Raw genomic sequence first — 26,631 nt, forward strand, 5'->3', positions numbered from 1 at the left:
TGCTGACGCTGGACCTCGCCGTTTCTCTCGGCGGAGTGGTCGCGGACTCCGCCATCAGCTTCGTCGTTGGCGGCTCACAGCGCGCGGACAGCGTTGCGATGATCAGCGCCACCGAACGCGCGCTCGGGGCCGGGATCGCTGCCGCCGGCCCCGGTGCACGCATCGGCGACATCTCGCACGCCATCGGTTCGGTGCTCAGCGGGGCGGGCTATCCGATCAACACCGAATTCGGCGGCCACGGCGTCGGGTCGACGATGCACCAGGACCCGCACATTCCGAACACCGGGCGCCCCGGCCGTGGATATCGGCTGCGATCCGGGCTGCTGCTAGCGCTCGAGCCGTGGGTGATGGCGGACACCGCTGATCTCGTCACCGACGCCGATGGGTGGACGTTGCGCAGCGCGACCGGCTCCCGGACAGCGCACAGTGAACACACCATCGCCGTCACCGACCACGGAGCCGAGATCCTCACCGTCCCGAGGTAGCCCGTCCGTCGCACCGGCAGACGGGCTGATCAGGCGCCGAAGCCCGGATCGGCGACGTCCTCCGCGGCCTGCAGGACGCGGAGGATGTTGCCGCCGGTCAACGCCATCAGGTCGTCGTCGGACCAGCCGCGGTCGGCCAGTTCGGCGAGCAGCGCGGGATAGGTCGACACGTCCTGCAGCCCGGCAGGCAGGCTGTCCGTCCCGTCGAAGTCCCCGCCGAGTCCGATGTGCGCCGCACCCGCCACGTCCCGCGCATGCTCGACGTGGTCGGCGACCTGGCCGAGCGTCGCGGTCGGGGCGGGATTGCGACGCCGCCAGTCGGCCAGTGCCGCGGCGGCCTCCGGCTCGTGATCTTCGCCGGAGCTCTCGGTGTAGTTGGTGACCTTGTCCAGGCCCAGGGCGTGCCGCTCAGCATCGTCCGCGGCCGAATGATCGGCGCAGGCCTGCGAGACGAAATCGGCAACGAAGGTGATCATCACGACGCCGCCGTTGCCGGCGAGCCGCTCCAGCACGGCGTCCGGCGCGTTCCGCACGTGCTCCGTGACGGCCCGGCAGGAGGAGTGCGAGAAGATCACCGGTGCGCGCGAGACATCCAGGGCCGCATGCATTGTCGTCGGTGCGACGTGCGAGAGATCGACGAGCATGCCGATCCGGTTCATCTCCCGCACGACCTCGGTGCCGAAGTCGGTGAGGCCGCCGACGGCCGGTGTATCGGTGGCCGCGTCCGCCCACGGCACGTTTTGGTTGTGGGTCAGTGTCATGTAGGCGACGCCGAGCCGACGCAGCACCCGGAGCGCCCCCAACGAGCAGTCGATGCTGTGCCCGCCCTCGGCGCCGAGGAGCGCGGCGATCCCGCCGTCGGAGGTGATCCGGCGGACGTCCCCCGCGGTCCTGGCGGCCTCGAAGGTGTCCGGGTAGGCGGCGAGAATCCTTTGCACGCAATCGATCTGCTCGAGCGTCGCGGTCACCGCCCGGCCGGCTTCCAGTGTGCCGGGCACGTAGACCGAGAAGAACTGCGCGCCCACCCCGCCGGCTCGGAGTCGGGGGATATCGGTCTGCAAAGTCGGCTGGTGCACAGCGATGTCGCGCTGGGAGAGGTCATACATGACCTGCTGCCGCAGCGCCCAGGCCAGGTCGTTGTGACCGTCGATGACGGGGGAGCGGTCCAGCACGTGGGCCACTCGGTCGGTGGTCGACTCAGTGATTTCTGCGTCGGTCATCGCAGGGCCGCCAGTCGGCGCACGGCGTCGTCGATGACCTCGTCGCGCTTGCAGAAGGCGAACCTGACGAACGGTTTGCCGTCCGCCGGGTCGTCGTGGAACACCTCGTCCGGAACGGCGACCACCCCGGCACTGGCCGGCAGGTCAAGGCAGAACTGCATACCGTCCGAGGCGCCGAGCGGCCGGATGTCGGTCATCACGAAGTACGTGCCCTGCGGCCGGAGGACGCCGAAACCTGCCGTCTCGAGGCCTGCGCAGAGCCGATCGCGCTTGTCCTGCAGGCTGTCCCGCAGACCCGCGACCCAGCCCATCTCGGTGCGCAGCGCCCCGGCGATCGCCGGCTGGAACGGTGCGCCACCGACGTAGGTCAGGAACTGCTTGGCCGCCCGGACGGCAGCGATCAGTGGCGCGGGACCGCAGGCCCAGCCGATCTTCCAGCCGGTGGTGTTGAACGTCTTGCCGGCGCTGGAGATGGTGACGGTGCGCTCCGCCATCCCGTCGAAGGTGCCCAATGGCAGGTGCCGGACGCCGTCGTACACCAGGTACTCGTAGACCTCGTCGGTGACGACGATCAGATCCCGGGCCACAGCCACGGCCGCGATGCCCGCCAGTTCCACGCTGCTGAGCACCGTCCCGGTCGGGTTGTGCGGGCTGTTCAGGATGAGCATCCGGGTCCGCGGGCCGACCGCATCGGCGAGCTCTTGCACATCCAGCGCGAACCTGCCGGACGCGTCCGGCCGCAGCGGGACCGACCGGTGCGTGCCGCCGGCCATCGCGACGATCGGCGGATAGGAGTCGTAGTGCGGCTCCAGCATCAGCACCTCGTCACCTGGCTCACACAGCCCGATGACGGCGGCGGCCAGCGCCTCGGTCGCTCCGACGGTGACCAGCACTTCACTGTCCGGATCGAAGCGCTGCTGGTGATCGGCGAGTCGGCGCTCGGCGATCGCGCGCCGGAGCTCCGGGATGCCCGGTCCTGGCGGGTACTGGTTGACGCCGTCGGAGATGGCCTGCCTGGCCGCCTCGAGCAGCGACGCGGGCCCATCGGTGTCCGGGAATCCCTGACCCAGGTTGATCGAGCCGGTGGCGGTCGCGAGCGCGGACATCTCGGCGAAGATCGTCGTCGTATACGGCCGTAACCGGCGCACCAGCGGGTTCGCCGACCGGGCCGTCGGGTGATCCGAAGCCAGCGTCATGGGCTATTCCTACCGTGCCCCGCCGCCCGACGTTCACCCCGGATGCGGCCACTGCGCTGTTCGGAGCGGCACGCTGCACCCGTCGGGGTGGGGGTGGGCCGCCGTGACCGGGGGAACAATGACGCCATGAGCACCACAGAATCCGAATCCGCCGCCTCGCCGCCAGAGCAGCCGCAACTGCTGGGCGGCCGCGCGCCACAGACGAAGGGCGCCCCCATCGGCGGCCCGACCCCGGCACCGTCGCGGGAACGGCAGTCCTTCGGCGCCGGGCTCGCGGCCGGTGAGGTGCTCACCCCGGCCGATCAGGAACGCAAGCGCCGGCTGAACCGGATGAAGGCTGTCGCGACCGGCGCCCTGGTGCTGATGGCGATCATCTTCGTCATCGCGTTCTCGCTCGAAGACGAGTACCCGTGGCTGGGCTACGTCCGGGCGATGGCAGAGGCAGGCATGGTCGGCGCAATCGCCGACTGGTTCGCCGTCACGGCGCTGTTCAAGCGGCCGCTGGGGCTGCCGATCCCGCACACCGCGATCATCCCGAACCGCAAGGACGCCATCGGATCGTCGCTGTCGGAGTTCGTCGCCACCAACTTCCTGTCCGAGGACGTCGTGCGGGAGAAGCTGGCCGGATTCTCGGTGGCGCGGCGGATCGGGGAGTTCCTTTCCAAGCCGGAATCGGCGGAGCGGGTGACTGCGGAGCTGGCGACGGCGGTCCGCGGCATCAGCACGGTGCTCAGCGACGATCAGGTCGCCGACCTGCTCGAATCGATGGCCAGGCGCAAGATCGCAGAGACCAAACTGGGGCCGCCGCTGGGCCGGATCGCCGCCGAGGTGTTCGACCGCGGCGACCACCGACCGCTGGTCGATTTCGTCGTCGAACGCTGCTACGAGTGGATCAGGGACAACTACACGGCCGTGTCCAGGGTGGTGTCGCAGCGCGCGCCGTCCTGGTCGCCGCGTTTCCTCGACGGGATCGTCGCGGACCGCATCTACAACGAGGTGCTCGCCTTCGCCCGCGCCGTCAAGACCGATCCCGACCATCAACTGCGCGGCGCCCTGGACCGCTTCCTCAAGGAGTTCGCCCGCGATCTGCAGACCGACCCGGCAACCATCGAGCGGGTCGAGGTGATCAAGGACCAGATCGTCGGCAACACCGAGGTCCGGGCCCTCGCGGCCAGCGCCTGGACATCGATGAAGGACGCGCTGCTGCAGGCGGCCGAGGACCCGTCGTCCCCGCTACGCCGGTCGGTGACGAATGCGCTGGTCGATTTCGGTCGCAAGCTGACCGAGGACGGGCCGATGGCCACCAAGGTCGACGGCTGGGTCGCCGATGCGGCCGGTTACCTGGCCCGTCATCACGCCCGGAGCATCACCGGGATCATTGACGAGACCATCGCCCGCTGGGACGGCGAGGCGACAAGCCGCAAGATCGAACTGCAGGTCGGGCGCGATCTCCAGTTCATCAGGATCAACGGCACCGTCGTCGGCGCGTTGGCCGGCCTGGTGATCTACACCGTCGCCCAACTGTTGCTGCGCTGACCCGCTTCCCGGCTCGGGAAAGCGGCTGGAGGGCTGTCGTACCCGGATGCTGAGATGGTCGCCATGACGACACCCACCCCTGCCCCAGCCTCCGCCGCATCGTCCCAGCAGGACGTCGAGGCTCCGATCGCGACCTTCGGAGTGGTCGTGCTGGACACCCCGGAGCTTAGGGCGCTCGCCGAGTTCTACCTCGCCATTCTCGGCGGGCAGATCCTCCGGGATGACGCCGACTGGGTGTCGATCCGGGGCGACTCGGGCCCGGAGATCGCCTTCCAGCTCGCGCCGGACCATGTTCCGCCGACCTGGCCGGACAACTCCATCCCGCAGCAGTTCCATCTCGATGTGGACGTGCCTGACCTCGACGCCGCCGAGGCACGGGTGCTGGCCATCGGCGCCCGGCCCACCGGTGAGCCACAGCCGCCCAGCACCTTCCGCGCCTACCTGGACCCGTCGGGTCATCCGTTCTGCCTGTGCCTGGCCGGCGCCTGACCCCAGGAGCGCACCCGCTGGCACTGTGGTGCGGTGCGTTTCATCCCGCTGACCCCTGAGCGCCTGCAGGCCGATCTGGCCGACTGGATCTCCGGCCTCCCACAGGACCATCCGAGGATCGGCATCGACGGGGCCACCGAAACCGGCAGCGGTGAGCTCGCCGATGCCGTTGCCGAGCGGGTGCGGGCGTCCGGCCGACCGGTCATCCGGGTCACCACCGACTGGTGGTGGCGACCGGCCTCGTTGAGACTCGAGTTGGGCCGCACCGATGTCGACATGCTGCTCGGCGGTTGGCTGGACACAGATGCGCTGCAGCGGGAGCTGCTGGACCCTCTGTCTCCCGGCGGCAGCGGGACCGTTCTGCGTCGATTTCGCGATCCGGCGACCGATCGCTCGGTTCGTGACCGTCCCGGGCCCGCCGGCGAGCGGGCCGTCGCGATCATCGACGGGCCTTTCCTCGACGCCGCCCGGCTGCCGCTCGAGGCCACCGTCCATCTGCAGGTCTCACCGGGTGCCCTCGCTCGTGCGCTGCCGGCCGATCGGCAATGGTGGCTCGACGCCTTCGCCCGGTACCGCAAGGAGTACCACCCGGAGCTGTCCGCATCAGCCGTGGTGTCCTACGACCACCCCTCGGCCCCGGCCGTCGCCTGGCTCGCCGACCGCTGAAGATCACGGCCCAATCCCTGCTAGCATCGTGCTTGCAATAGCAAGCAACGGGGGTATGATGGGAAGTGTCCGGTTCGCGGAGATGTGTTCGGCTGCGGCGGAGGGGGTGCGTCCATGGTGGATCTCGACCCCGTCATCACGCCCGTCCGCGATCTCGGAGAGTTCATCCGCGAGCAGCGGACCGCAGCCCAGATCTCGCTGCGGGCCCTTGCCGCGAAGGCGGGAGTGTCCAACCCGTACCTGTCACAGGTCGAGCGCGGCCTGCGGCGGCCGAGCGCAGACATCCTCGCGCAGATCGCGCACGGGCTGTCGATCTCGGTCGAATCGCTGCTGGTCATGGCAGGAATTCTGGAGACCGCCGACGCGCCCGAGGTCGTTGTCGCGATCCGCGGCGACGACGTCCTGACCGAGCGACACAAGGCCGCTCTGATCGACATCTATTCCGCCTTCCGCAAGGAGGCGCTCGCGGCCGGGGTGACGGCACCAGATGAGTCGCCCGAGGCCGCCGGCGCTGCCGAACCGGTCGGCAAGCCCTAGGAGAAATGGCATCGAAGTGATGCCGAAAGGAGCAGTCATGTCCGCCGTCACCGACATCCGTGCAGCCTCGGAGAGCGCCCTCGAGCAGCTCGCCGATCGTTTCAACGAACTTCCGCGGCCTGTCCTCGCCGCCATCGGCGCCGGGGACCTGGCCGTGGAGCAACTGGCCGCGCTGCGAGCTGCGGTCATGGAGATGCTCGCCGCCAACGCCGAAGCGGCCCGATCGGCCGATGTCCGGACGCTCACCACCGAGCTCCCGACGAAGGCCCAGCACCTCGCCACCGACTACGCGTCGAAGGTCCAGCACGTGGCGACCGACTACACGGCCAAGGTCCAACACGTGGCCACCGACTACGTCAGCAAGGCGCAGGACCGGGCGACCGGCTACGCCAGCAGGGTTCAGGAGAACGCAACCGGGTACGCCGGCAAGGCCCAAGAGGCCGCTCAGGAGTACGTCGGCAAGGCCCAGGAAGCGGTGACCGACTTCCCTGACCGCGCGCAGAAGATCGTCGGAGAACTGCGGAAGACACCGATCACCCCGTCGGACCTGCCGGCCCGGGCACAGCATCTTGCTGCTGAGCTCGCGGACTCCGTCAAAGCATTCGCGGGCGAGCTCCCGGAGCGGACCCAGGAGCTGTTGACCGAACTGCCGGAGAAGGCAGCGGAGTTGGCCGGAGACGTCACGCGCGACAGCGTTCGCGACACCGTCGACGCCTACACCGAACTGGTGGGCCACATCTACGACAACCTTGCCGAACGTGGCGAACGCAGTTGGTCGAAGGTCCGCTCGGCGTCGCTGCGCCCGGGCGCCGTTGTCGACGCCGCAACGGAACCCCCGGTCCGTCCGGCCCAGCCGACGAAGCGGGCCGCGACGAAGGGTGCTGCGAAGTCCACAGCACCGAAGGCCACGGCAAAGACCGCGGCATCGAAGGCCACGGCAAAGAGCGCAGCATCGAAGACGGCGGCACCGAAGACCGCAGTACCGAAGAGCGCGGCACCGAAGAGCGCTGCCACCAGGCGGGCAGCCTCCAAGGCTTCGGCTTCCAGAGCCTCAGCCCCGAAGACATCAACCGCGAGGGCCGCATCCACGAGAACCGCGGCGCGGAAGAGTGCTGCGAAGGACACTGCGCCGAAGACAGCCGCCCACACCCCGGCAGCCGCGAAGGCCGCGGCGCACAATCCGACCGCACCCGGCACGGACGCCGGCTGAGATCTGAAAGGCCGGTGAATCGCCCGCAGCCGGGTGGCTCACCGGCCCACGCCGTGCACTCCCGGGCGTCCGGTCGGCGGAATGTCAGCGGAAGGGGAGGACCAAGCCGTCAGCGGCACGTACCCTGAGCGAGTGGCATTCGCTTTCGTGGACCCGATCATCTTCGTCGTGACCTGGGTGCTGGCTGCCGGAGGAGCGATCCTCGGGATTTTCGCCGCCGTCGATGCGGCCAGTCGCCGCTCGGACGCGTTCGCCGCCGCGGACAAGCAAACCAAGGGCACCTGGGCCGGTATCACCATCGCCTGCGCCGTGGTGTTGGGACTGTCCGTCTTCGGTGGCGCGTTCGCCCCGCAGAGCCTGCTGTGGCTGGCGGGACTGACGGGCAGCCTGGTCTACCTGCTGGATGTCCGGCCGCGGCTCCGCGAGGTGCAGCGCGGCGGTCGCTGGTAGTCGGTCACGCCGCTGCTCACCACCGGCCACCCGCGAGCTTGCTCGAACACCGCTGCGCGAACACTTTTGCTCGAACACAGCTGCTCGAACGACGTTGTCCGGACAATCCTTTTTCGGTTCCTGACCGTGTGAACGAGGTCAGGCTCTGGCACAGCTCAGACCGCTGAAGAGTGCGGCGGGACTCCGGATGCCCTCGTGCGACATCCGGTTCAAGCCGGTCAAAGGACCCGCTGACGTCAGCTGTGCGAGGTCTCCCGGCCGGGGCTCGGGGCCTCGACCGCGCCATCGTCGTGGCTCGGGTGGGTGTGGCCGTCGCCGCCGGCCATTGCGGCCTCGGCTGCGAGCCGCTTCTTCTCACGGTCGTAGGAGATGGCGATCTCGGTTTCGGCCGCGTCCCGGCCCACCCAGTTCGCGCCCTCGACGCTCTTGCCCGGCTCCAGGTCCTTGTAGACCTCGAAGAAGTGCTGGATCTCGAGTTTTTCGAAGACGTTCAAGTCGTCGATGTCCTGCAGGTGCGCCTGACGGGGATCGTTGGCGGACACGCACAGCACCTTGTCGTCGGGGCCGGCCTCGTCCGTCATCCGGAACATCCCGATCGCCCGTGCCTTCACCAGGCAGCCGGGGAAGGTGGATTCGGCGAGCAGGACCAGCGCGTCCAACGGGTCGCCGTCCTGGCCGAGGGTGTCGTCGATGAAGCCGTAGTCCGCCGGATACTGGGTGGCGGTGAACAGTGTCCGGTCGAGTCGGATCCGGCCGGAGTGATGATCGACCTCGTACTTGTTGCGACTCCCCTTGGGAATTTCGATGGTCACGTCGAAGTCCACGAGTGTCACCTTTCGTGTCGGCGATGCATTGGTCGACCACAACCGGAAGGCGCCCGCCGACCGGGACGAGGCATGATTCGCCGGATCCCCCCGGATCGGTGCGCCCTGCTCCAGGCTGCTCAGACTCTAGTCTGAAGCTGGTGGTCGGGTGCACCTACGTACCGTTCGAGGGGCGAAAGCGCTGTGGTAAAGGGGATCCTGGAACGGCCGTGGGTCCCGTGCGTCCGTTGACAGGCGGACGGCTGTCCGGCCGCTCGGCCGGCGTGTGGTGCGAGCAGGAGGAGATTTCGTGGCGGCGTTGAAGCGATCCCAGCGGGTGGGGATCATCATCACGACGATCGTCGTGGTTGCCATCGTCGCCATCGGTGCGGTGTTCCTGCTCCGGCCCGGAGACTCGACCAGCGCGTCGACCAGCACCGCGGCCGCACCCGCCGAGGTGGTCGACCCCCCTGTCGTCGAACCGCCGCCGAAGATCGTTCCGCTGGCCGCGTCCAAGAAGGTTCCCACCACCGCGGGCATCGAGAAGCAGCTCGCAGGGCAACTGGCGGACCCCGCCCTCGCCCAGTTCTCCGGGATCGTCATCGACCCGGCCACCGGCGACGTGGTCTGGAACAAGGACTCCAACTCGCCGCAGATCCCCGCGTCGACGGCCAAGCTGCTCACCGGGACCGCACTGCTCACCTCGGTCGACCCGACCAGCCGCTTCGTCACCAAGGTGGTCGCCGGCGACCAGGAGGGCGACATCGTGCTGGTCGGCGGCGGTGACGTCACACTGTCCGCACGCAATCAGGGAGTCGGCACCGTCTACGACGGCGCCCCGCTGATGGCCGATCTGGCCGCCCAGGTGAAGGCCAGCGGCATCGACGTCAAACGGATCGTGCTGGACACCGACTACTGGAGTGGGCCCGAACTCGCCGACGGCTGGCTGACCAGGGACATCCGTGGCACCGACTCCAGCGCCCAGGGCTACATCACCCGGATGTCGCCGTTGATGGTGGACGGCGACCGCGAGGATCCCGCCAACGAGAACTCGCGGCGGACCGGCGAACCCGCCAAGACAGCGGGCGCGGCCCTCGCCCGGTTGCTCGGCAACGCCGACATCCCGCTGATCGAGGGTCCGGCCCCGGAAAACGCCGAGGTGATCGGGCAGGTCTCCTCGCAGCCGATGTCGGTGCTGCTCGCCCAGGCGCTCGAGAAGTCCGACAACGTGCTCGCCGAGGCGCTCGCCCGCCAAGTGGCCATCGCCCGCGGCGCCCCGCCGAGCTTCGACGGTGCATCGGCGGCGATTCTCGAGTCGCTGGAGTCCCTCAAGATCGACACCATCGGTCTGGAGCTCTACGACGGCTCCGGTATCTCGACCAAGGACCGGGTACCGCCCGCCGTGCTCGCACAGGTGGTCGCACTTGCGGTGAAGGGGGACACCCCGGCGCTGCGAAATCTGCTGACCGGACTGCCGATCGCAGGTGTGTCCGGCAGCCTTGCCGACCGATTCCAGGACGCCGGATCCAAGGCCGGTGCGGGGTGGGTCAGGGCCAAGACGGGGTCACTCGAGGTGACGTACGCGCTCGCCGGTTACGTGCCCGACGTCGACGGCCGGATCCTGGTCTTCGCCTTCGTCTCCAACGGCGTCAGCGGCGGCACCCGGCCGGCCCTCGATGCGCTGGCGGCGGGGCTGCGCGGCTGCGGCTGTGCCTGAGCTGGGGGCCCGACCCGCGGGCCTGACCTGCGGCCTGATCCCTGGGCCTGATCCTGGGCATGAGGTGGGGGCCTGAGCAGCGGGCTCGACCTGGGGGGCTGACCGGTCGGCGGGTCGGCGTCGGCTCGGCCCGATTGGCCTTGCTCTACCGTTGCTGTCGTGGCGACAGACGGGGGCACCGCCCCAATCGACTGGGCGGCGGCCATCCGTGCCGGGCAGCGGCTTGCGCCGACCGGGCCGAGCATCAGCGCGGCCGATGCGGCGGGTGTCGTGGCCGACCTGCGGACGTTCTCGGCGCGGGCCGAACTCGCCGTGCGGGAAACCACCGGTCTCGGCCACGGGCTGCCGGTCGACGACGCCGACGTCGTCGACCGACCCGGCTGGGTGAAGGCGACCGCGGAGGGCATGGAACTGCTCGCCGCCCCTCTGGTGGCGAAACTTGCCGGATCGGGCGGCAAACAGGCAGGCGCCTGGACCCGGAACGTCGCCGGATCGCAGGTCGGGGTCATCCTCGGCTTCCTGTCCGGCAAAGTGCTCGGGCAGTTCGATCCGCTCGGTGGTGACCCGGCCCGACCCGGTCGGTTGCTGCTCGTCGCGCCCAACATCGTCAAGGTCGAACGCGAGCTGCACGCGAACCCCACCGACTTCAGGCTGTGGGTCTGCCTGCACGAGAGCACTCACCGGCTCCAGTTCACCGCCGTGCCGTGGTTGCGCGACTACTTCCGCGGGATGGTCGGCGAGTTCGCCGACAAGGCCGACACCGACCCGGCGCAGATGCTGCGCCGCGCGGTCGAGGCCATCAAGGGGGGCTCCGGCAAGGCCGCTTCGAAGGCGTTCGCGGCGCAGCGCTCCACCGACGAACCCGCCGGGAAGACCCGGGAGACGTCGTGGATCGAGGGCATGCAATCGCCCGAGCAGCGCGCCGTCTTCGACAAGTTGATGGCCCTGATGACCTTGCTGGAAGGGCACGCCGACCACGTCATGGACGCCGTCGGCCCCTCCGTCGTGCCGTCGGTTGCCGCCATCCGGACGTCCTTCACCCAGCGCCGGCAGCGGACGAAGGGCCCCATCGACCGGTTGCTGCGGGCGCTGCTCGGGATGGACATGAAGCTCGCCCAGTACGTGAAGGGAGGCGCCTTCGTTGGTGCGGTCGTCGAGCAGGTCGGGATGGACGGCTTCAACGCTGTCTGGACGTCGGCGGAGACGCTGCCCACCCGTGCGGAGATCACCGATCCGCAGGCCTGGGTGCGCCGGGTGCACGGCTGAGCGGCCCGGCGCGCTGCCTGTTGATGTGACCCCGTGACGTCGATCGCCGCCGATCCGGTCAGCAGGGCAGTTCGAGCCTGGCTGGACGAATTCGCCGGCGCAGCGACGCCGATCGTCGTCGCCTGTTCCGGCGGTGCCGACTCGCTCGCGTTGGCTGTTGCCGTGCAGCGCCACGCAGGTTCCCGCCGGCTCGTCGCCGCCACCGTCGACCACGGCCTGCAGCCGGGTTCCGCCGAGCGGGCCGCAGAAACCGCCGGGGTGCTGCTGAGCCTGGGATACCGGGACGCCCGGGTCCTCACGGTGACCGTCGGCGGGTCGGGAGGACCGGAGGCGGCCGCGCGGCGGGCCAGGTACACCGCCCTCCAGGCCTGTGCGGATTCCCTGCTGCCGTCCGCGGAGCCGCCCGCCGTGCTCCTCGCGCACACCGCGGACGACCAGGCCGAGACGGTGCTGCTCGGGCTCGCCCGCGGCTCCGGTCCCCGGTCGATCGCCGGCATGCGACCCTGGCGCCCGCCCTGGGGTCGGCCGTTGCTCGGGGTCCGCCGTGCCGACACCGAGAACGTCTGTCGCACAGCTCAGCTCGTGCCGTGGCAGGACCCGCACAACAGCGACCCGGCCTACACCAGGGTGCGGCTCCGCCGGGAGGTGCTGCCGTTGCTGGAGGACGTCCTCGGCGGCGGCGTCGCCGAGGCGCTCGCCCGGACGGCACGGCTGATGAGTCAGGATCTCGAGGCGTTGGACCAGATCGCCACCGTCGTCGGGGCAGCGGCGGGCCGGTCGGACGGGACGCTCGACATCTCCACGCTGGCCGCCCATCCGGAAGCTGTCATCGGGCGGGTGCTCCGGACCTGGGCCGCGAGCGATGGCGCGGGTCCGCTCACGTTCGACCAGCTCAACCGGATGGTCGCGCAGGTGACCGGCGGCGGCCCCGAGCAGGTGCGGTTGCCCGGAGGGAGAGACGTCATCCGGACCGGCGGTGTCCTGCGGCTGGTTGCGCACGGCGGGAAGACCCACTGACCAACGCGCCCATTCGGCCCGGCCCGCCCCGGCGTGACCGAAACGTGCCGGCAGTGGCAAGCTCAGTGCTGCGTGGGATCGGCATCGTTCACTCGATGGATACCCCGCCTGCGAGTTCAAGCCGTGACGTCAGCTCAGTCGGGAGAAACGGTGACCGGGAAATCCTCTTCGACGGACGGTGTGGCGCAGGCGCAGACCCGGGGTCCGGCCACCGCCACCACCCGGGTGACCAGCGCGGACGCCGTGACGACCACGGCGGATTGGGATCCCGGCGCGGGCCACGGCTACCACGGCGAGCTCTCCGCGGTGCTGATCCCGAGCGAGACGCTGCAGGCGAAGATCACCGAACTCGCGCAGGCGGTGGCCAACGACCACGACCATGTGCACGGACCGCCGCTGTTGATCTGCGTGCTCAAGGGCGCCGTCATGTTCCTCACCGACTTCGCCCGGGCGCTGCCCATCCCGTCCGAGCTGGAGTTCATGGCGGTCACCTCCTACGGGTCCGCGACCTCGTCATCGGGGGTGGTCCGCATCCTCAAGGATCTCGACCGCGACATCACCGGCCGCCGGGTGATCATCGTCGAGGACATCATCGACTCCGGGCTCACCCTGTCCTGGCTGCTGAAGAACCTGGCCACCAGGGGCCCCGCGGCGATCGAGGTCGTCGCGCTGCTGCGCAAACCGGAGGCGATCAAGGTGGAGGTCGACGTCCGGTACATCGGGTTCGACATTCCCACGGACTTCGTCGTCGGATACGGCCTCGACTACAACGAGCGCTACCGCGACCTGCCGTTCGTCGGTCTGCTCGGGGAGCACATGTACCGCTGACCCCCGTTGCTCGGCCGGCCGTCGCATGAGCCGCGTCTCGGACGGGCCCGGCGGGAACCAGCGGACGACGGTGGGCGTTGTGCTGTGTGCTGTCGCATTCGCAACCGGCCTTGCCGTCGGGGGTGCGCGGTAGTCTGAACCCACTGGTCGCGCCCCGCGCTGCCCGGATTCCGCGTGGCGTCCACTTCGGCCGCCCACCGGTTCCGGACTACGGGTCACCACACTCGAGAACGTCAGGGAGGGTCGAGGCCGCGAGCGGCCGAAAGCCACATGGATAAGAAACGCCTGCTCCGCTCACCGTTGGTGTGGATCGCGGTGGTGCTGGTGCTCTACCTGACCTACTCGTTCTTCGCCGACGAGACGCGCGGCTACGTCGCTCAGCCGACTTCGGTCGCGCTCGCCCAGCTCAAGGACGGCAACGTCAAGCAGGCGACCATCGACGACAAGGAACAGCGCCTCCGGCTGGACCTGAACAACCCGGTCGACGGCGCGTCGCAGATCTACACGTCCTACCCGGCACAGGCCGCGGACCAGATCTTCGACGACGTGCAGGCCGCGAACATCTCCGGCGGTTACAACACCACCGTCACCAGCGAGTCGACGCTGTTCTCGCTGCTCATCTACCTGATCCCGGTCGGCCTGATCATCCTGTTCCTGCTCTGGATGATGAACAACGCGCAGGGCGGCGGCAACAAGGTCCTCTCGTTCGGCAAGTCCAAGGCGAAGTTGCTGACCAAAGACATGCCGGTCACCAAGTTCTCCGATGTTGCCGGCGCCGACGAGGCGGTGCAGGAACTCGACGAGATTCGCGACTTCCTCGCCAATCCGACCCGGTACCAGGCCTTGGGCGCCAAGATCCCCAAGGGCGTTCTGCTCTACGGCCCGCCCGGCACCGGCAAGACCCTGCTCGCGCGCGCTGTCGCCGGTGAGGCCGGCGTGCCGTTCTACTCGATCTCCGGTTCTGACTTCGTCGAGATGTTCGTCGGTGTCGGCGCGAGCCGGGTGCGGGACCTGTTCGAGCAGGCCAAGGCGAATGCGCCGGCGATCATCTTCGTCGACGAGATCGACGCCGTCGGCCGACACCGTGGGGCCGGCATGGGCGGCGGTCATGACGAACGCGAGCAGACCCTGAACCAGTTGCTCGTCGAGATGGACGGGTTCGAGGCCAAGGGCGGCATCATCCTGATCGCCGCCACCAACCGGCCCGACATCCTGGATCCGGCGTTGCTGCGGCCCGGCCGCTTCGACCGGCAGATCCCCGTCGGACAGCCCGACCTGAAGGGTCGCCAGGCGATCCTCGCCGTCCACGCCAAGGGCAAGCCGTTCGCTCCGGACGTCGACTTCCTGCCGCTGGCCAAGCGCACCGTCGGCATGTCCGGCGCGGACCTGGCCAACGTCATCAACGAGGCGGCGCTGCTCACGGCCCGCGAGTACGGCACCGTCATCACCAACGTGGCGCTCGAGGAGTCGGTCGACCGGGTGGTCGGCGGGCCGGCCCGCCGCGGCAAGATCATCTCCGAGCGCGAGAAGAAGATCACCGCCTACCACGAGGGTGGCCACGCACTCGCCGCCTGGGCGATGCCCGGACTCGAGCCGGTGTACAAGGTCACGATCATGCCGAGAGGCCGGACCGGAGGCCACGCGCTCGTCGTTCCCGAGGACGACAAGTCCTTGATGACCAGGTCCGAGATGATCGCTCGCCTCGTCATGGCGATGGGCGGTAGGGCCGCCGAGGAACTGGTCTTCGCCGAGCCGACGACAGGTGCGTCCTCGGACATCGCGCAGGCCACCAAGATCGCCAGGGCGATGGTGACCGAGTACGGCATGTCCGCCAAGCTCGGCGCGGTCAAGTACGGGCACGGCGATGACGAACCGTTCCTCGGCCGCACCTACGGCAGCGGGCCGGAGTACTCGATAGAGGTCGGTAGCGAGATCGACGGCGAGGTGCGGGCACTCATCGAGGCCGCGCACACCGAGGCCTGGGCCGTGCTGAACACCTACCGCGACATCCTGGACAGCCTGGCTTCCGCCCTGCTGGAGAAGGAGACGCTGAACCGCAAGGACCTCGAGGTCATCTTCGCCGAGGTGGAGAAGCGTCCGCGGATCACCACGTTCGACGAGTTCGGTCCCCGGCTGCCGTCCGACCGGCCGCCGATCAAGACCCCCGGTGAACTCGCCATCGAGCGGGGCGAGCCCTGGCCGCCGCCGGAGCAGCTGACCGACGCCCGCAAGGAGGCGCCCGTTCCGATCGGCGCCTACCCGGCCGGCCAGAGTGGCTACAATACCGGTCCCGGATATCCCGACGGCAGTGGACCCCAGGAGATCTCCCACGGACCCGGACCCGGACCGGTCACCGCGCCTGGACCGGGAACGGGCGGTGCCCCGCAGAACTGGACCGGCGGGGTGCTGCCGGGGCCGCTCGGGCCGATGCCGGGCTGGCCGCAGGACGGTCAGGGCGCCGGCAGCACGCCGGCCCCGCAGGGCTCGGCCGGTCACCCGTCGGGTCTGACCAAGTCGTTCTCCGGCGGTCGCTCGAACGGTAACGGGACCAACGGAAGCAACGGCAATGGCCCGAGCAGCGCTGGCCCCAACGGAACTGCCCCCAACGGAACTGCCCCCGGTGGAGGTGGTCACGGCGGGAACGTAAACGGTGCGAACGGTGCCCCGTGGGGTCCGGTGAACGGCCACCCGGCCAACGGCCAGAACCCGGGTCAGCAGGGTTATCACCCGCAGGCATACGACTCCCAGGGCCATGGCCAGCAGGGCTATGACCAGCAGGGTTACGGCCAGCAGGGCTATGGCCAGCAGGGATACCGCTCGCCCGGCCCGGGCCAGTACGGGCAGCCCGGTCAGGGTGCGGACGGCCCGCGTCACCGTCAGGACGGTGATGAGCAGGGTCCGATCGACCCCTGGGCGCCGCCGAAGGACAACCGGTCGTGACGGAAGGGCTCGGGCTCGTCGACGGGGCGGCTGCCGCCGTCTCCGGAGTCAGGGCCGACGCGGTCGCCGGTGCGAGTGGTGGCTCTCGTGGCGATGCTCGCGGAGCCGGAGCCGGAGCCGGAGCCGGAGCCGGAGCCGGAGCCGGAGCCGGAGACAGGGCACGCCCGCTGGACGACGTCGAGGACGATGCCGTCGGTGTGCTGCCCGTGCCGAGCTTCGACTCGGCGCGCGCCGAAGCCGCGATCCGGGAGTTGTTGCTCGCAGTCGGTGAGAACCCGGACCGCGATGGTCTGGTCAACACACCGGCCCGGGTCGCCCGGGCGTTCGCCGAGCAGTTCGCGGGCCTGCACATCGACCCGAGCACGGTTCTCGCCACGTCGTTCGACGAGAACCACAACGAGATGATCCTGGTCCGCGACATCGACATGTACTCGACCTGCGAGCATCATCTCGTGCCGTTCTTCGGCAAGGCTCACGTCGGTTACATCCCCGGGCCCAACGGCCGCGTCACCGGCCTGTCGAAACTCGCCCGGCTGGTCGAGGGGTACTCGAAACGGCCCCAGGTTCAGGAGCGGTTGACCACCCAGATCGCCGATGCGCTCGTTCGCCGGTTGCAGCCGGCGGGGGCGATCGTGGTGATCGAGGCCGAGCACCTCTGCATGGCGATGCGGGGAATCCGCAAGCCCGGCGCGGTGACGACGACCTCGGCGGTACGCGGGATCTTCCAATCGCAGGACCGGACGCGCGCCGAGGCGATGAGCCTGATCACGGGTCGTTGAGCCGATGGCACCGACCCCCGCCGCAGCCGAGGCGGCCGCGATCCCGTTTGGAACGCACCGGGCCGTCGTGCTCGGCGTCCTCAACGTCACCGCGGATTCCTTCTCCGACGGCGGCCGGTATCTCGATCCCGGCGAAGCAATCGCCCGGGGGCGTCAGCTGGTCGCCGACGGGGCCGACATCATCGACATCGGGGGCGAGTCGACAAGGCCTGGTGCGCACCGGGTTTCCGTTGCCGCCGAGTCCGAACGGGTGCTGCCGGTGATCGAGGCACTGGCCTCGGAGGGGGTCATGTGCAGCGTCGACACCACCAGGGCCGAGGTGGCGGCCGCGGCCCTTCGGGCCGGTGCCCGCATCGTTAACGACGTGTCGGGCGGGCTCGCCGACCCGGAGATGGCGGCAGTCGTCGCGCAGACCGGCGTGCCATGGATCCTGATGCACTGGCGCGGCCACAGCGCCGACATGGATGCGCTCGCGCGGTACGACGACGTGGTCGCCGATGTCCGCGGCGAGCTGCTGGAACGGGTGTCCGCGGCGGTTGCGGCAGGCGTCGACGAATCCCGGATCGTGCTGGACCCGGGCCTCGGTTTCGCGAAGACAGCGGATCACAACTGGTCTCTGCTCCGCGCGCTGCCTGACATGACCGGCGCGCGGGGGACCGGGTGGGGGTTCCCGATTCTGATCGGCGCCTCGCGCAAGCGATTCCTCGGTGCCCTGCTCGCCGGTCCCGCCGGCCCCCGACCGCCGGACGGCAGGGAGGACGCGACGACCGCCATCTCCGCGCTGGCTGCTGCCGCCGGTGCGTGGGGTGTGCGCGTGCACGAGGCGTCGGCGTCGCTGGACGCCGTGCTGGTCGCTGCCGCTGCGACCGGTCGCGGACCCGTCCGGCAGCTGTCGATGCCCCGCCCCGTGGGAGCCAGCGGTGGCTGACCGCATCACGCTCACCGGACTCAGCGTCTTCGGCCGTCATGGGGTCTTCGAGCACGAAAGACGCGACGGTCAGGACTTTGTCGTCGACATCACCGTCTGGCTGAACCTGTCCGCGGCTGCCGCCACCGACGACCTGACGCGGACGGTGCACTACGGCGAACTCGCCGAACTCGCCGCGGAAATCATCGGCGGACCGCCGAGGGACCTCATCGAGGCGGTCGCGGGCGACATCGCGGATGCGGTACTCGCCCGGTTCCCGGTGCGGGACGTCGAGGTCACGATCCACAAGCCCGGGGCGCCGATCCCGCTGATGTTCCAGGACGTCAGCGTGACGATCCGCCGGTCGAAGGTGACGGGATGAGCAGCGCAGTGTTGTCACTCGGGTCCAACGTCGGCGACCGGAAGGGCCGGCTTCAAGCGGCTGTCACCGCGCTCGGCGGCGCGGTGCGCGCGGTGTCCTCGATCTACCGGACCCCGCCGTGGGGAGGCGTCGAGCAGGACGACTTCTACAACATCGTGGTGCTCGTCGAGGACCGGGCGATGGACGCCGCCGGCTGGCTGGGACGGTGCATGGCGCTGGAAGAGTCGGCCGGGCGGGAGAGGCTGATCCGCTGGGGACCCCGCACCCTGGACGCCGACGTCATCACGGTCGAGGTACACGGGCATCCGGTGATCAGTGACGACCCGAACTTGACTCTGCCGCACCCGCGGGCGGCCGAGCGGGCGTTCGTCCTGATGCCGTGGATGGAACTCGACCCGACCGCGGAGTTACCCGGTGCCGGACGGATCACCCACCTGCTCGACGCGGTGGACACGGCGGGCATCACGAAGGTCGGGCATGTGCACTGATGCTCGCGAACGGCCGGCGGATGGCTGAATCGGGACGAATGGGCTTCACCAGGGCACGCGATCTGCTCGTCGTCGCGGCTGTCGCGGCAATTCTCGGGTACCTGGTGGTCCGGCTGAGCTATCAGCGGCTTCCACCCCTACCGCGATTCGCCGGGGTGCCGGCCGCGTTGCTCGGTATGGGCGAGGCAGTCGCGGGCTACAACCTGCGCAAGCGGATCCGCCGGCGCGGAGGCAACGCCCAGGATGCGGTCACCGTGCGACCGGTGGAACCCCTCACCGCCGCGCGGGCGGTCATGACGGCGAAGGCGACCTCGCTCGCCGGTGCAGCGCTCGCCGGTTTGTGGATCGGGCTGCTGGTCTACGTCGTGCCGTCGTGGTCGACCTTGGTCGCGGCACGCGCCGACGGCATCACCGGCATCATCGGGCTGGTGGGCGCGGCGATCATGATCGGCGGGGCGCTGTTCCTCGAACACTGTCTCCGCGCGCCGGACGCCGATCGCACTCCCTGATTGGGGTGCGGCAGTTCTTGGGGTGCGACAGTGGCATCGCGGGTCGAGGCGCGACAAATGGTGTTCAGCCTGTCGGGATGGTCTCCGCGTCGACCGCCGTGATCACCCGCAGCAGGCGGCCGCGTAGCACCTGTGCGGCGTGGGCGAACTCCCGTTGCGCGGCAACGTATTCGGCCTTGCCGGCGGCCGTCTCGATGGCGACGGGCGGGTATCCGAGATCGGTGAGGTCGTACGGCGACGCACGCATGTCCATCTCCCTGATCGTCCGGGCCAGCCGGAAGCAGTCGAGCAGCAGCGTGCTCGGGACGATCGGCATCAGCTTGTAGGCCCACTTGTAGAGGTCCATGGACGCGTGCAGGCAACCGGGCTGTTCCAGCTGGACCCGGGATCCGAGGTCCGGCTGAAGTGGGTTCCGCGGCCGGGCCGCCGGGGTGAAGAAGCGGAAGGCGTCGTAGTGGGTGCACCTGATCTGGTGCTTCCGGACGACCTCGTCGGTGCCGGCCTGTCCCAGCCGGAGCGGCCACGCCTGGTGCCGCCGCTCATCGTCCTGCTCGAACACCATCGCCCACTCGTGCAGCCCGAAGCAGCCGTACTGAGCCGGCGCGGCGGCGGTGGCCGACAGGAGTCGGCGGGTGAAATCCAGCTGCGTGCGGCGGGTCCGGGCGAAGCCCGCGACATCGACGGTCACGGTGGGCCCGGCACCGTCGTGCGGTCGGCCGTCGATCTCGCGGCTGTTGATCCCGCGGCTGTTGATCCCGCGGCTGTCGATCGACGGGCTGGCGATCGAGGAGCCCTCGACCACCACGTGGAAGGGCCAGTCGGCCCGATCCCCGGCGTCGGCCAACGCGATACCGGCGCCCGGATACCAACGGCGCAGCTGTGCCGGGCGCAACGAGTAGTACGTGAAGAGGAAGTCCTCCACCGGATGCGGCACTCCGCGGCCGGCTCGTTCCTGCCGGTCCCTGGTCAGGGTTTCCACCTCGGACGCGTGCTCGGCCTCGGCCTTCCGCCACACCTGCGCCGGCAGTACCTCGAGGGACGCGAGCTTCTGTCCTGTCATCGACGTGCGGACCGCCACACCTGGCAAATCACGGGCACCGTGACCGTTGCGGCCGGGCCGACGTGCTGGCGGACAATCAGCGGAAGTTCGCTGTCGAGTTGCGCCTGCAGTGCGGCTGAGGCGCGGATCACGTAGGAGTAGGTGTGCTGCAGGGCGATGAAGTCCTCGACGCTCATCCGGCGCCCCCACCTGATGACACGGACCTCCGGGTCGGCGAACCAGCGATGGCCGCGGAACGGCGGCTCCGGCGGGATCGCAGCCGCGGGATCGATCTCCTGACCGCCAGCCCGGTCACCCAGCCCAGTACTCCCGCCGGCCGGCCGGCCGACCCGGTCGAGGGCTGCCTCGACATCGCGGACCAGCGGATCGGCCTCGTCGTCGTGGTTCCAGAGCAGGGCGATCGTGCCGCTGGGTCGAAGGACCCTGGCGACGCCGTCGAGCGCTCTGTCCTTGTCGAACCAATGGAACGCCTGACCTACAACGACCGCATCGACCGTGCCATCGGCCAGCGGCAGTTCTTCGGCCGTGCCTGCGACCGCATGCGCACCGGGATGCGTCCGGCGTAACTCGGCCAGCATGGACGGCAGCGGCTCGACGGCGATGACGTCGTACCCGCGGTCGATCAGCGGTGCGGTGAGCTTGCCCGTTCCCGCGGCGAGGTCGAGCACTGTTCCGGCAGCCTCGGGAACGGCCGCGTCGAGAGCGGCATCCGGGTAGTCGGGTCGGAGGCGGGCGTACTCCGCCGCACGCAGCTCGAAGGAGGTGGCAAGATCATCCACGGAACCCTGGCCGCCGCCGGCCGGCGTCCGCCGGATGGTCCATCCCCCCGCTGTCACGCGTCCATTGTGACCCGGCGCACGGGTGCTCCCCGACACGTCCGGGCGGTCTGTCCACGCTCGCCCGGCAAGTAGGCTTTCGGTCCGTGACCGAACCGAAGAATCCTGCCGTGGGTGATGGCGACGAACTGCCGGAGCAGATGCGGGTACGGCGGGAGAAACGGCAACGTCTTCTCGACGACGGCGTCGAGCCGTATCCCGTCGGCGTGCCGAGGACGACGACATTAGCGGCGCTAAGGCAGAAATATCTGGACCTCCCGCCGGACGTGGACACGGGTGAGGTCGTCGGAATCACCGGCCGCGTGTTGTTCCTGCGAAACTCCGGGAAATTGTGTTTCGCGTCGTTGCGCGAGGGTGGTGCCGGCGAGACCGGGACCGAATTGCAGGTGATGGTGTCACTGGCCAGTGTCGGTGCCGACTCGCTGGCGAAGTTCAAGTCGAGCGTCGACCTCGGCGATCACCTCTTCGTACACGGAACCGTGATCACTTCGCGGCGCGGTGAGCTTTCCGTCCTCGCAGATTCCTGGTCGATCACGTCCAAGGCGCTCCGGCCATTGCCGGTCACCTACAAACCACTCTCTGAGGAGAGCAGGGTACGGCAGCGCTACGTCGATTTGATCGTCCGACCGCAGGCGATGCGAACGGTGGAGATGCGCAGCGTGGTCAATCGCTCGCTGAGGGCCACCCTGCATGGGCGCGGATATATGGAAGTGGAAACGCCGATGCTCCAGGTGCTGCACGGCGGCGCGTCTGCGCGACCGTTCGTCACGCACATGAATGCGATGGACATCGACCTGTACCTCCGCATCGCCCCTGAGCTCTACCTCAAACGAGCAGTTGTCGGAGGAATCGAGAAGGTATTCGAGATCAACCGCAGCTTCCGTAACGAGGGAGTCGATTCATCCCATTCGCCGGAATTTGCGACGCTGGAGGCGTACGAGGCGTACAGCGACTACAACGGAATGGCGGAGCTGACGCAGACCCTCGTCCAGGAAGCGACCGTCGCCATCCACGGTTCGACCGTTGCGGTGCACGCGGACGGCACGGAGTTCGATCTCGGCGGAACGTGGCCCGCCATCACGTTGTACGGGGCCCTGTCCGAGGCGCTCGGCGAGGAGGTCACCGTCCAGACGCCGATGGAGACCCTGATCGGGTACGCGGACCGACTCGGCGTGCCCGTCGCACCGCACTACGGCCCCGGCAAGCTGGCCGAAGAATTGTTCGAGGAACTGGTCGTACCGTCATTGCGCGCGCCGACGTTCGTCCGCGATTTCCCGGCCGAAACGGCGCCCCTGACCCGGGGGCACCGGGAGATCCCCGGTCTCACCGAGAAATGGGATCTCTACATCCGCGGCATTGAAACGGCGACGGCCTACTCCGAACTCATCGATCCGGTCGTCCAACGGGCGCGTTTTCTCGACCAGGCTCGTTTTGCCGGGCTCGGCGACGCCGATGCGATGGTTCTCGACGAGGACTTCCTGCGGGCGATGGAGTACGGAATGCCACCCGCCGGAGGTATGGGTATGGGCGTCGACCGATTGCTGATGGCGTTGACCGGCCTCGGTATCAGGGAGACCATCCTGTTTCCGTTCGTCCGCCCCGGGGAATAGTCTCGCGGCTCTGCCCCAGCCATTGACCAGGATTTGACCCGGTGTTTGGCGACCCGCGGGGACCGGGGTCGGCGGGGCGCCGCGAATGAACCCTGGACAAGCCGGCAAAAGTCGGCGCGTGATCCGCGTGTGCGCCATCGAAAACGCAGTGCCCGACATCACGATTGGTCGGGGAACCCATTGATCGGACCGCCGTTCCGGACACGGTCGCGCCGCACCGCGGTTATGGTGGAATCGTCCAGGAATACGCACTACCATGGCGCCCAGACAAAACCAGGTGTTTCTAGGAGGAACAAGCATGGCAACCGAGACCACGACCAGACTCGTTGACGATCTTGATGGGTCGGACGCGGCGGAGTCCGTTTCCTTCGCCCTTGACGGGGCGTCGTACGAGATCGATCTCAGCGAGGACAACGCGGAGAAGTTGCGTGACGCGCTGGCTTCCTATGTCGCAAGTGCGCGGCGTGCCGACGGGTCTCGGCGCAGTGTCGGACGTCCCAAGGCGCCGCGTGCGGCCAAGTCGTCCCGGGGTGCCCGGACCGCTCCCGACCGTGAGCAGACCGCCGCCGTTCGCGAGTGGGCACGGGCCAACGGCTACGAGGTCTCCGAGCGCGGACGGTTGTCGGCCAACGTGCTCGCTGCCTTCGAGGCAGCGCACTGACCTCAGTTACTGACTCCACGGCGCCGTCATCGGTCTGACCACAGTTCTGACCGCCAGCACGGCGACATCACCACAGCTCCATCACCAGCGGCATCCGGCCCCTGTCCCCGAGCGGGACAGGGGCCGAGCCGTTCCCGGTGCTGTTTCCCGGTGCTGTTCCTGGCGCTGTTTCTGAGACCGCCCAAGGGCCGTTTCGAGGGTCGCAAAGCCCGTCCGGAGGCGGTAAGCCTGGGCTGTTCGCCCACGGCGTAGCCGTCGATATGGCGGAACGAGAACCGCTGGGGCAGCGTTGGAGAGCAGTGACGGCACAGTGCGCGGTGTCGTCCCGGTTCGGCTTCCGCACTGCTCACCCTGCGGGTCCGACTAGAGTTGTCCACAGTCAGCGAGTTGGTCGGCCCCTCAGTGATGAGGTCGCAGATCCGGCTCGATGATCGCAGGAAGTGGCAACAGCCGACCGCATAGCAGCGCACGCCCGTAAGGAGTGCAAATGTTCGAACGGTTTACCGACAGAGCGCGGCGCGTGGTTGTCCTGGCCCAGGAAGAGGCCAGGATGCTGAACCACAATTACATCGGCACGGAGCACATCCTGCTCGGCCTCATCCACGAGGGTGAGGGCGTTGCCGCCAAGGCCCTCGAGTCGTTGGGCATTGCGCTGGAGGGTGTGCGCGCTCAGGTCGAGGAGATCATCGGCCAGGGGCAGCAGTCCCCGTCCGGCCACATCCCCTTCACCCCGCGTGCCAAGAAGGTCCTCGAGCTCAGCCTTCGCGAGGCGCTGCAGCTCGGTCACAACTACATCGGCACCGAGCACATCCTGCTCGGCCTCATCCGCGAGGGTGAGGGCGTGGCCGCTCAGGTGCTGGTCAAGCTCGGCGCCGACCTCAACCGGGTCCGCCAGCAGGTCCTGCAGCTGCTCTCCGGCTACCAGGGCAAGGAGACCGCCGCCGCCGAAGGCGGGCGCTCCGAGGGGACCCCGTCCACCTCGCTGGTCCTCGATCAGTTCGGTCGCAATCTCACCCAGTCGGCCCGCGAAGGCAAGCTGGATCCGGTCATCGGCCGGGAGAAGGAGATCGAGCGGGTGATGCAGGTGCTGTCCCGCCGCACCAAGAACAACCCCGTGCTGATCGGCGAGCCTGGCGTCGGCAAGACCGCGGTCGTCGAGGGCCTTGCCCAGGCGATCATCCGCGGCGACGTGCCGCAGACCCTCAAGGACAAGCACCTCTACACGCTCGACCTCGGTTCCCTCGTTGCCGGTTCCCGGTACCGCGGCGACTTCGAGGAACGGCTGAAGAAGGTCCTCAAGGAGATCCGCACGCGCGGCGACATCATCATGTTCATCGACGAGATCCACACCCTGGTGGGTGCGGGTGCCGCCGAGGGCGCGATCGACGCCGCCTCGATCCTCAAGCCGATGCTGGCCCGCGGCGAGCTGCAGACCATCGGTGCGACCACCCTCGACGAGTACCGCAAGTACGTCGAGAAGGACGCCGCGCTTGAGCGCCGCTTCCAGCCGATCCAGGTGGGTGAGCCGACCGTGGCGCACACCATCGAGATCCTCAAGGGACTGCGCGACCGGTACGAGGCGCATCACCGGATCACCATCACCGACGACGCGCTGGTGTCCGCGGCCACCCTGGCCGACCGGTACATCAGCGACCGGTACCTGCCGGACAAGGCGATCGACCTGATCGACGAGGCCGGCGCCCGGATGCGTATCCGCCGGATGACGGCGCCGCCGGACCTGCGCGACTTCGACGAGAAGCTCGCCGCGGTCCGCCGGGACAAGGAGTCGGCCATCGACTCGCAGGACTTCGAGAAGGCCGCCGCCCTCCGCGATTCGGAGAAGCAGCTGCTCGCCCGCAAGTCCGAGCGCGAGAAGGCTTGGAAAGATGGGGATTTGGACGTCGTCAGTGAGGTCGACGACGAGCAGATCGCAGAAGTGCTGGCGAACTGGACGGGCATCCCGGTCTTCAAGCTGACCGAGGAGGAGACCACCCGGCTGCTCAAGATGGAAGACGAACTGCACAAGCGGATCATCGGCCAGGACCAGGCGGTCAAGGCGGTCTCGCAGGCCATCCGGCGTACCCGGGCCGGCCTGAAGGACCCAAAGCGTCCGTCGGGCTCGTTCATCTTCGCCGGCCCGTCCGGTGTCGGTAAGACCGAGCTGACCAAGGCGCTCGCCGAGTTCCTGTTCGGTGACGAGGACGCGCTGATCCAGGTCGACATGGGCGAGTTCCACGACCGGTACACCGCTTCCCGGCTGTTCGGTGCCCCTCCCGGGTACGTCGGCTACGAAGAGGGTGGGCAGCTCACCGAGAAAGTGCGCCGCAAGCCGTTCTCCGTGGTGCTGTTCGACGAGATCGAGAAGGCCCACCAGGACATCTACAACACGCTGCTGCAGGTGCTGGAAGATGGCCGACTGACCGACGGTCAGGGCCGGACGGTCGACTTCAAGAACACCGTCATCGTCTTCACCTCCAACCTGGGTACGCAGGACATCTCCAAGGCAGTGGGGATGGGCTTCAACCAGGGCAACGAGGAGTCGACCTACGAACGGATGAAGCAGAAGGTCAACGACGAGCTCAAGCGTCACTTCCGTCCTGAGTTCCTCAATCGGATCGACGACGTGGTGGTCTTCCACCAGCTGACCCCGGTGGAGATCAACAAGATGGTCGACCTGATGCTCAAGCGGGTCGAGGGCGCGCTCCGCAACAAGGACATGTCCCTCGAGGTCACCGAGGCCGCGAAGACGCTGCTCGGCGAGCGCGGGTTCGACCCGGTGCTCGGCGCGCGGCCGCTGCGTCGGACGATCCAGCGGGAGATCGAGGACAAGCTCTCGGAGAAGATCCTCTTCGACGAGATCCGGCCCGGTCAGATCATCCTCGTGGACGTCCAGGGTGAGGGTAAGGACCAGGAGTTCACCTTCCGCGGTGAGCCCAGGCCCTCCGCCGTCCCCGAGGTCGTCCCCGCGGGACTCGCCATCGACGCCGGCGAGGCATCTGCCTGACCTGCGCCTGACGTACGCCTACCGGCCCACTCTCC

Annotated in this window: 25 protein-coding genes; 20 read left to right on the forward strand and 5 right to left on the reverse strand. The window is 68.8% G+C overall.

The annotated features are described in order from the left end of the window. Window positions 1-485, forward strand: a 485-nt coding sequence (locus ACVBEQ_RS20895) for a M24 family metallopeptidase (RefSeq protein ID WP_447155330.1), incomplete at its 5' end; no start/stop codon positions are given. 29 nt (window positions 486-514) lie between these two features. Here ACVBEQ_RS20895 and ACVBEQ_RS20900 read toward each other — a convergent pair. Both ACVBEQ_RS20900 and ACVBEQ_RS20905 read right to left on the reverse strand, forming a co-directional pair. Next, window positions 515-1,705, reverse strand: coding sequence for a dipeptidase (locus ACVBEQ_RS20900; protein ID WP_447155331.1), 1,191 nt, complete (start codon window positions 1,703-1,705; stop codon window positions 515-517). Beyond that, window positions 1,702-2,901, reverse strand: a complete 1,200-nt coding sequence (locus tag ACVBEQ_RS20905) for a pyridoxal phosphate-dependent aminotransferase (RefSeq protein WP_447155332.1) — start codon at window positions 2,899-2,901, stop codon at window positions 1,702-1,704. Before ACVBEQ_RS20905 ends, ACVBEQ_RS20900 begins: the two co-directional genes overlap by 4 nt. 126 nt (window positions 2,902-3,027) lie before the next feature. Between ACVBEQ_RS20905 and ACVBEQ_RS20910 the strand changes: the two genes are divergently transcribed. From ACVBEQ_RS20910 to ACVBEQ_RS20935, 6 genes are all read left to right on the forward strand, one after another. Continuing rightward, window positions 3,028-4,437: a DUF445 domain-containing protein gene (locus ACVBEQ_RS20910; RefSeq protein WP_447155333.1), complete on the forward strand. Its 1,410-nt coding sequence runs from the start codon at window positions 3,028-3,030 to the stop codon at window positions 4,435-4,437. Between the two features lie 63 nt (window positions 4,438-4,500). Further along, window positions 4,501-4,926 (forward strand): VOC family protein, encoded by a 426-nt coding sequence (locus tag ACVBEQ_RS20915; RefSeq protein WP_447155334.1) that lies wholly within the window; start codon window positions 4,501-4,503, stop codon window positions 4,924-4,926. Window positions 4,927-4,959: 33 nt separating this feature from the next. Next, entirely contained in the window at window positions 4,960-5,592 is a 633-nt protein-coding gene (locus ACVBEQ_RS20920) for a nucleoside/nucleotide kinase family protein (protein ID WP_447155335.1), read from the forward strand. 114 nt (window positions 5,593-5,706) lie between these two features. After that, window positions 5,707-6,129, forward strand: coding sequence for a helix-turn-helix domain-containing protein (locus ACVBEQ_RS20925; protein ID WP_447155336.1), 423 nt, complete (start codon window positions 5,707-5,709; stop codon window positions 6,127-6,129). Between the two features lie 37 nt (window positions 6,130-6,166). Next, entirely contained in the window at window positions 6,167-7,339 is a 1,173-nt protein-coding gene (locus ACVBEQ_RS20930; protein ID WP_447155337.1) for a hypothetical protein, read from the forward strand. A gap of 132 nt (window positions 7,340-7,471) precedes the next feature. Continuing rightward, window positions 7,472-7,789, forward strand: coding sequence for a DUF2516 family protein (locus ACVBEQ_RS20935; RefSeq protein ID WP_447155338.1), 318 nt, complete (start codon window positions 7,472-7,474; stop codon window positions 7,787-7,789). A 236-nt stretch (window positions 7,790-8,025) separates the two neighbouring features. On the opposite strand, the gene ACVBEQ_RS20940 is transcribed toward ACVBEQ_RS20935, so the two are convergent. Beyond that, window positions 8,026-8,613 carry an inorganic diphosphatase gene (locus ACVBEQ_RS20940; protein ID WP_447155339.1) on the reverse strand — a complete coding sequence of 196 codons (588 nt, stop codon included), beginning with the start codon at window positions 8,611-8,613 and terminating at the stop codon, window positions 8,026-8,028. A 289-nt stretch (window positions 8,614-8,902) separates the two neighbouring features. Between ACVBEQ_RS20940 and dacB the strand changes: the two genes are divergently transcribed. The 10 genes from dacB to ACVBEQ_RS20990 all read left to right on the forward strand — a co-directional run bounded on the left by dacB (window position 8,903) and on the right by ACVBEQ_RS20990 (window position 19,425). Beyond that, window positions 8,903-10,309, forward strand: a complete 1,407-nt coding sequence (gene dacB / locus ACVBEQ_RS20945; protein ID WP_447155340.1) for a D-alanyl-D-alanine carboxypeptidase/D-alanyl-D-alanine endopeptidase — start codon at window positions 8,903-8,905, stop codon at window positions 10,307-10,309. Window positions 10,310-10,468: 159 nt separating this feature from the next. Then, window positions 10,469-11,575, forward strand: coding sequence for a zinc-dependent metalloprotease (locus tag ACVBEQ_RS20950; RefSeq protein ID WP_447155341.1), 1,107 nt, complete (start codon window positions 10,469-10,471; stop codon window positions 11,573-11,575). Window positions 11,576-11,608: 33 nt separating this feature from the next. Then, window positions 11,609-12,592, forward strand: coding sequence for a tRNA lysidine(34) synthetase TilS (gene tilS / locus ACVBEQ_RS20955; protein WP_447155342.1), 984 nt, complete (start codon window positions 11,609-11,611; stop codon window positions 12,590-12,592). 243 nt (window positions 12,593-12,835) lie between these two features. Then, window positions 12,836-13,420, forward strand: a complete 585-nt coding sequence (gene hpt / locus ACVBEQ_RS20960) for a hypoxanthine phosphoribosyltransferase (protein ID WP_447155420.1) — start codon at window positions 12,836-12,838, stop codon at window positions 13,418-13,420. A 270-nt stretch (window positions 13,421-13,690) separates the two neighbouring features. Next, window positions 13,691-16,360, forward strand: coding sequence for an ATP-dependent zinc metalloprotease FtsH (ftsH, locus tag ACVBEQ_RS20965; RefSeq protein ID WP_447155343.1), 2,670 nt, complete (start codon window positions 13,691-13,693; stop codon window positions 16,358-16,360). A gap of 167 nt (window positions 16,361-16,527) precedes the next feature. Beyond that, complete coding sequence (gene folE, locus ACVBEQ_RS20970) at window positions 16,528-17,139, forward strand: GTP cyclohydrolase I FolE (RefSeq protein ID WP_447155421.1); 612 nt, start codon at window positions 16,528-16,530, stop codon at window positions 17,137-17,139. A 4-nt stretch (window positions 17,140-17,143) separates the two neighbouring features. Beyond that, window positions 17,144-18,067, forward strand: coding sequence for a dihydropteroate synthase (gene folP, locus ACVBEQ_RS20975; protein ID WP_447155344.1), 924 nt, complete (start codon window positions 17,144-17,146; stop codon window positions 18,065-18,067). After that, window positions 18,060-18,428, forward strand: coding sequence for a dihydroneopterin aldolase (folB, locus tag ACVBEQ_RS20980; RefSeq protein WP_447155345.1), 369 nt, complete (start codon window positions 18,060-18,062; stop codon window positions 18,426-18,428). Before folP ends, folB begins: the two co-directional genes overlap by 8 nt. After that, a complete protein-coding gene (folK, locus tag ACVBEQ_RS20985) occupies window positions 18,425-18,916 on the forward strand; it encodes a 2-amino-4-hydroxy-6-hydroxymethyldihydropteridine diphosphokinase (RefSeq protein ID WP_447155346.1) in 492 nt (163 codons plus the stop codon). The genes folB and folK overlap by 4 nt, the downstream gene beginning before the upstream one ends. After that, entirely contained in the window at window positions 18,916-19,425 is a 510-nt protein-coding gene (locus ACVBEQ_RS20990; RefSeq protein ID WP_473163196.1) for a DUF3180 domain-containing protein, read from the forward strand. Before folK ends, ACVBEQ_RS20990 begins: the two co-directional genes overlap by 1 nt. 64 nt (window positions 19,426-19,489) lie before the next feature. On the opposite strand, the gene ACVBEQ_RS20995 is transcribed toward ACVBEQ_RS20990, so the two are convergent. Together ACVBEQ_RS20995 and ACVBEQ_RS21000 are read right to left on the reverse strand one after the other, a co-directional pair. Continuing rightward, window positions 19,490-20,485, reverse strand: coding sequence for a 3-methyladenine DNA glycosylase (locus ACVBEQ_RS20995; protein WP_447155348.1), 996 nt, complete (start codon window positions 20,483-20,485; stop codon window positions 19,490-19,492). Then, window positions 20,482-21,321 (reverse strand): class I SAM-dependent methyltransferase, encoded by an 840-nt coding sequence (locus tag ACVBEQ_RS21000; protein ID WP_447155349.1) that lies wholly within the window; start codon window positions 21,319-21,321, stop codon window positions 20,482-20,484. The genes ACVBEQ_RS20995 and ACVBEQ_RS21000 overlap by 4 nt, the downstream gene beginning before the upstream one ends. 86 nt (window positions 21,322-21,407) lie before the next feature. On the opposite strand from ACVBEQ_RS21000, the gene lysS reads away from it, so the two are divergent. The 3 genes from lysS (at window position 21,408) to ACVBEQ_RS21015 (ending at window position 26,596) form a co-directional block, all read left to right on the forward strand. Then, a complete protein-coding gene (lysS, locus tag ACVBEQ_RS21005; RefSeq protein ID WP_447155350.1) occupies window positions 21,408-22,931 on the forward strand; it encodes a lysine--tRNA ligase in 1,524 nt (507 codons plus the stop codon). Window positions 22,932-23,229: 298 nt separating this feature from the next. Then, window positions 23,230-23,592 (forward strand): histone-like nucleoid-structuring protein Lsr2, encoded by a 363-nt coding sequence (locus ACVBEQ_RS21010; protein ID WP_447155351.1) that lies wholly within the window; start codon window positions 23,230-23,232, stop codon window positions 23,590-23,592. A gap of 487 nt (window positions 23,593-24,079) precedes the next feature. After that, a complete protein-coding gene (locus ACVBEQ_RS21015; RefSeq protein WP_447155352.1) occupies window positions 24,080-26,596 on the forward strand; it encodes an ATP-dependent Clp protease ATP-binding subunit in 2,517 nt (838 codons plus the stop codon). The last annotated feature ends 35 nt before the right edge of the window (window positions 26,597-26,631 follow it).

This window comes from Nakamurella sp. GG22, from assembly GCF_052976845.2.

What these genes read in the sequence shown, in the direction of transcription:
- folP (WP_447155344.1), top strand. Translation starts at nt 17,144, where the DNA reads ATGGCACCGACCCCCGCCGCAGCCGAGGCGGCCGCGATCCCGTTTGGA.
- ACVBEQ_RS20915 (WP_447155334.1), top strand. Translation starts at nt 4,501, where the DNA reads ATGACGACACCCACCCCTGCCCCAGCCTCCGCCGCATCGTCCCAGCAG.
- ACVBEQ_RS21010 (WP_447155351.1), top strand. Translation starts at nt 23,230, where the DNA reads ATGGCAACCGAGACCACGACCAGACTCGTTGACGATCTTGATGGGTCG.
- ACVBEQ_RS20990 (WP_473163196.1), top strand. Translation starts at nt 18,916, where the DNA reads ATGCTCGCGAACGGCCGGCGGATGGCTGAATCGGGACGAATGGGCTTC.
- ACVBEQ_RS21015 (WP_447155352.1), top strand. Translation starts at nt 24,080, where the DNA reads ATGTTCGAACGGTTTACCGACAGAGCGCGGCGCGTGGTTGTCCTGGCC.
- ACVBEQ_RS20925 (WP_447155336.1), top strand. Translation starts at nt 5,707, where the DNA reads ATGGTGGATCTCGACCCCGTCATCACGCCCGTCCGCGATCTCGGAGAG.
- ACVBEQ_RS20995 (WP_447155348.1), bottom strand. Translation starts at nt 20,485, where the DNA reads ATGACAGGACAGAAGCTCGCGTCCCTCGAGGTACTGCCGGCGCAGGTG.
- folK (WP_447155346.1), top strand. Translation starts at nt 18,425, where the DNA reads ATGAGCAGCGCAGTGTTGTCACTCGGGTCCAACGTCGGCGACCGGAAG.
- ACVBEQ_RS20910 (WP_447155333.1), top strand. Translation starts at nt 3,028, where the DNA reads ATGAGCACCACAGAATCCGAATCCGCCGCCTCGCCGCCAGAGCAGCCG.
- ACVBEQ_RS20905 (WP_447155332.1), bottom strand. Translation starts at nt 2,901, where the DNA reads ATGACGCTGGCTTCGGATCACCCGACGGCCCGGTCGGCGAACCCGCTG.
- ACVBEQ_RS20930 (WP_447155337.1), top strand. Translation starts at nt 6,167, where the DNA reads ATGTCCGCCGTCACCGACATCCGTGCAGCCTCGGAGAGCGCCCTCGAG.
- ftsH (WP_447155343.1), top strand. Translation starts at nt 13,691, where the DNA reads ATGGATAAGAAACGCCTGCTCCGCTCACCGTTGGTGTGGATCGCGGTG.
- ACVBEQ_RS20900 (WP_447155331.1), bottom strand. Translation starts at nt 1,705, where the DNA reads ATGACCGACGCAGAAATCACTGAGTCGACCACCGACCGAGTGGCCCAC.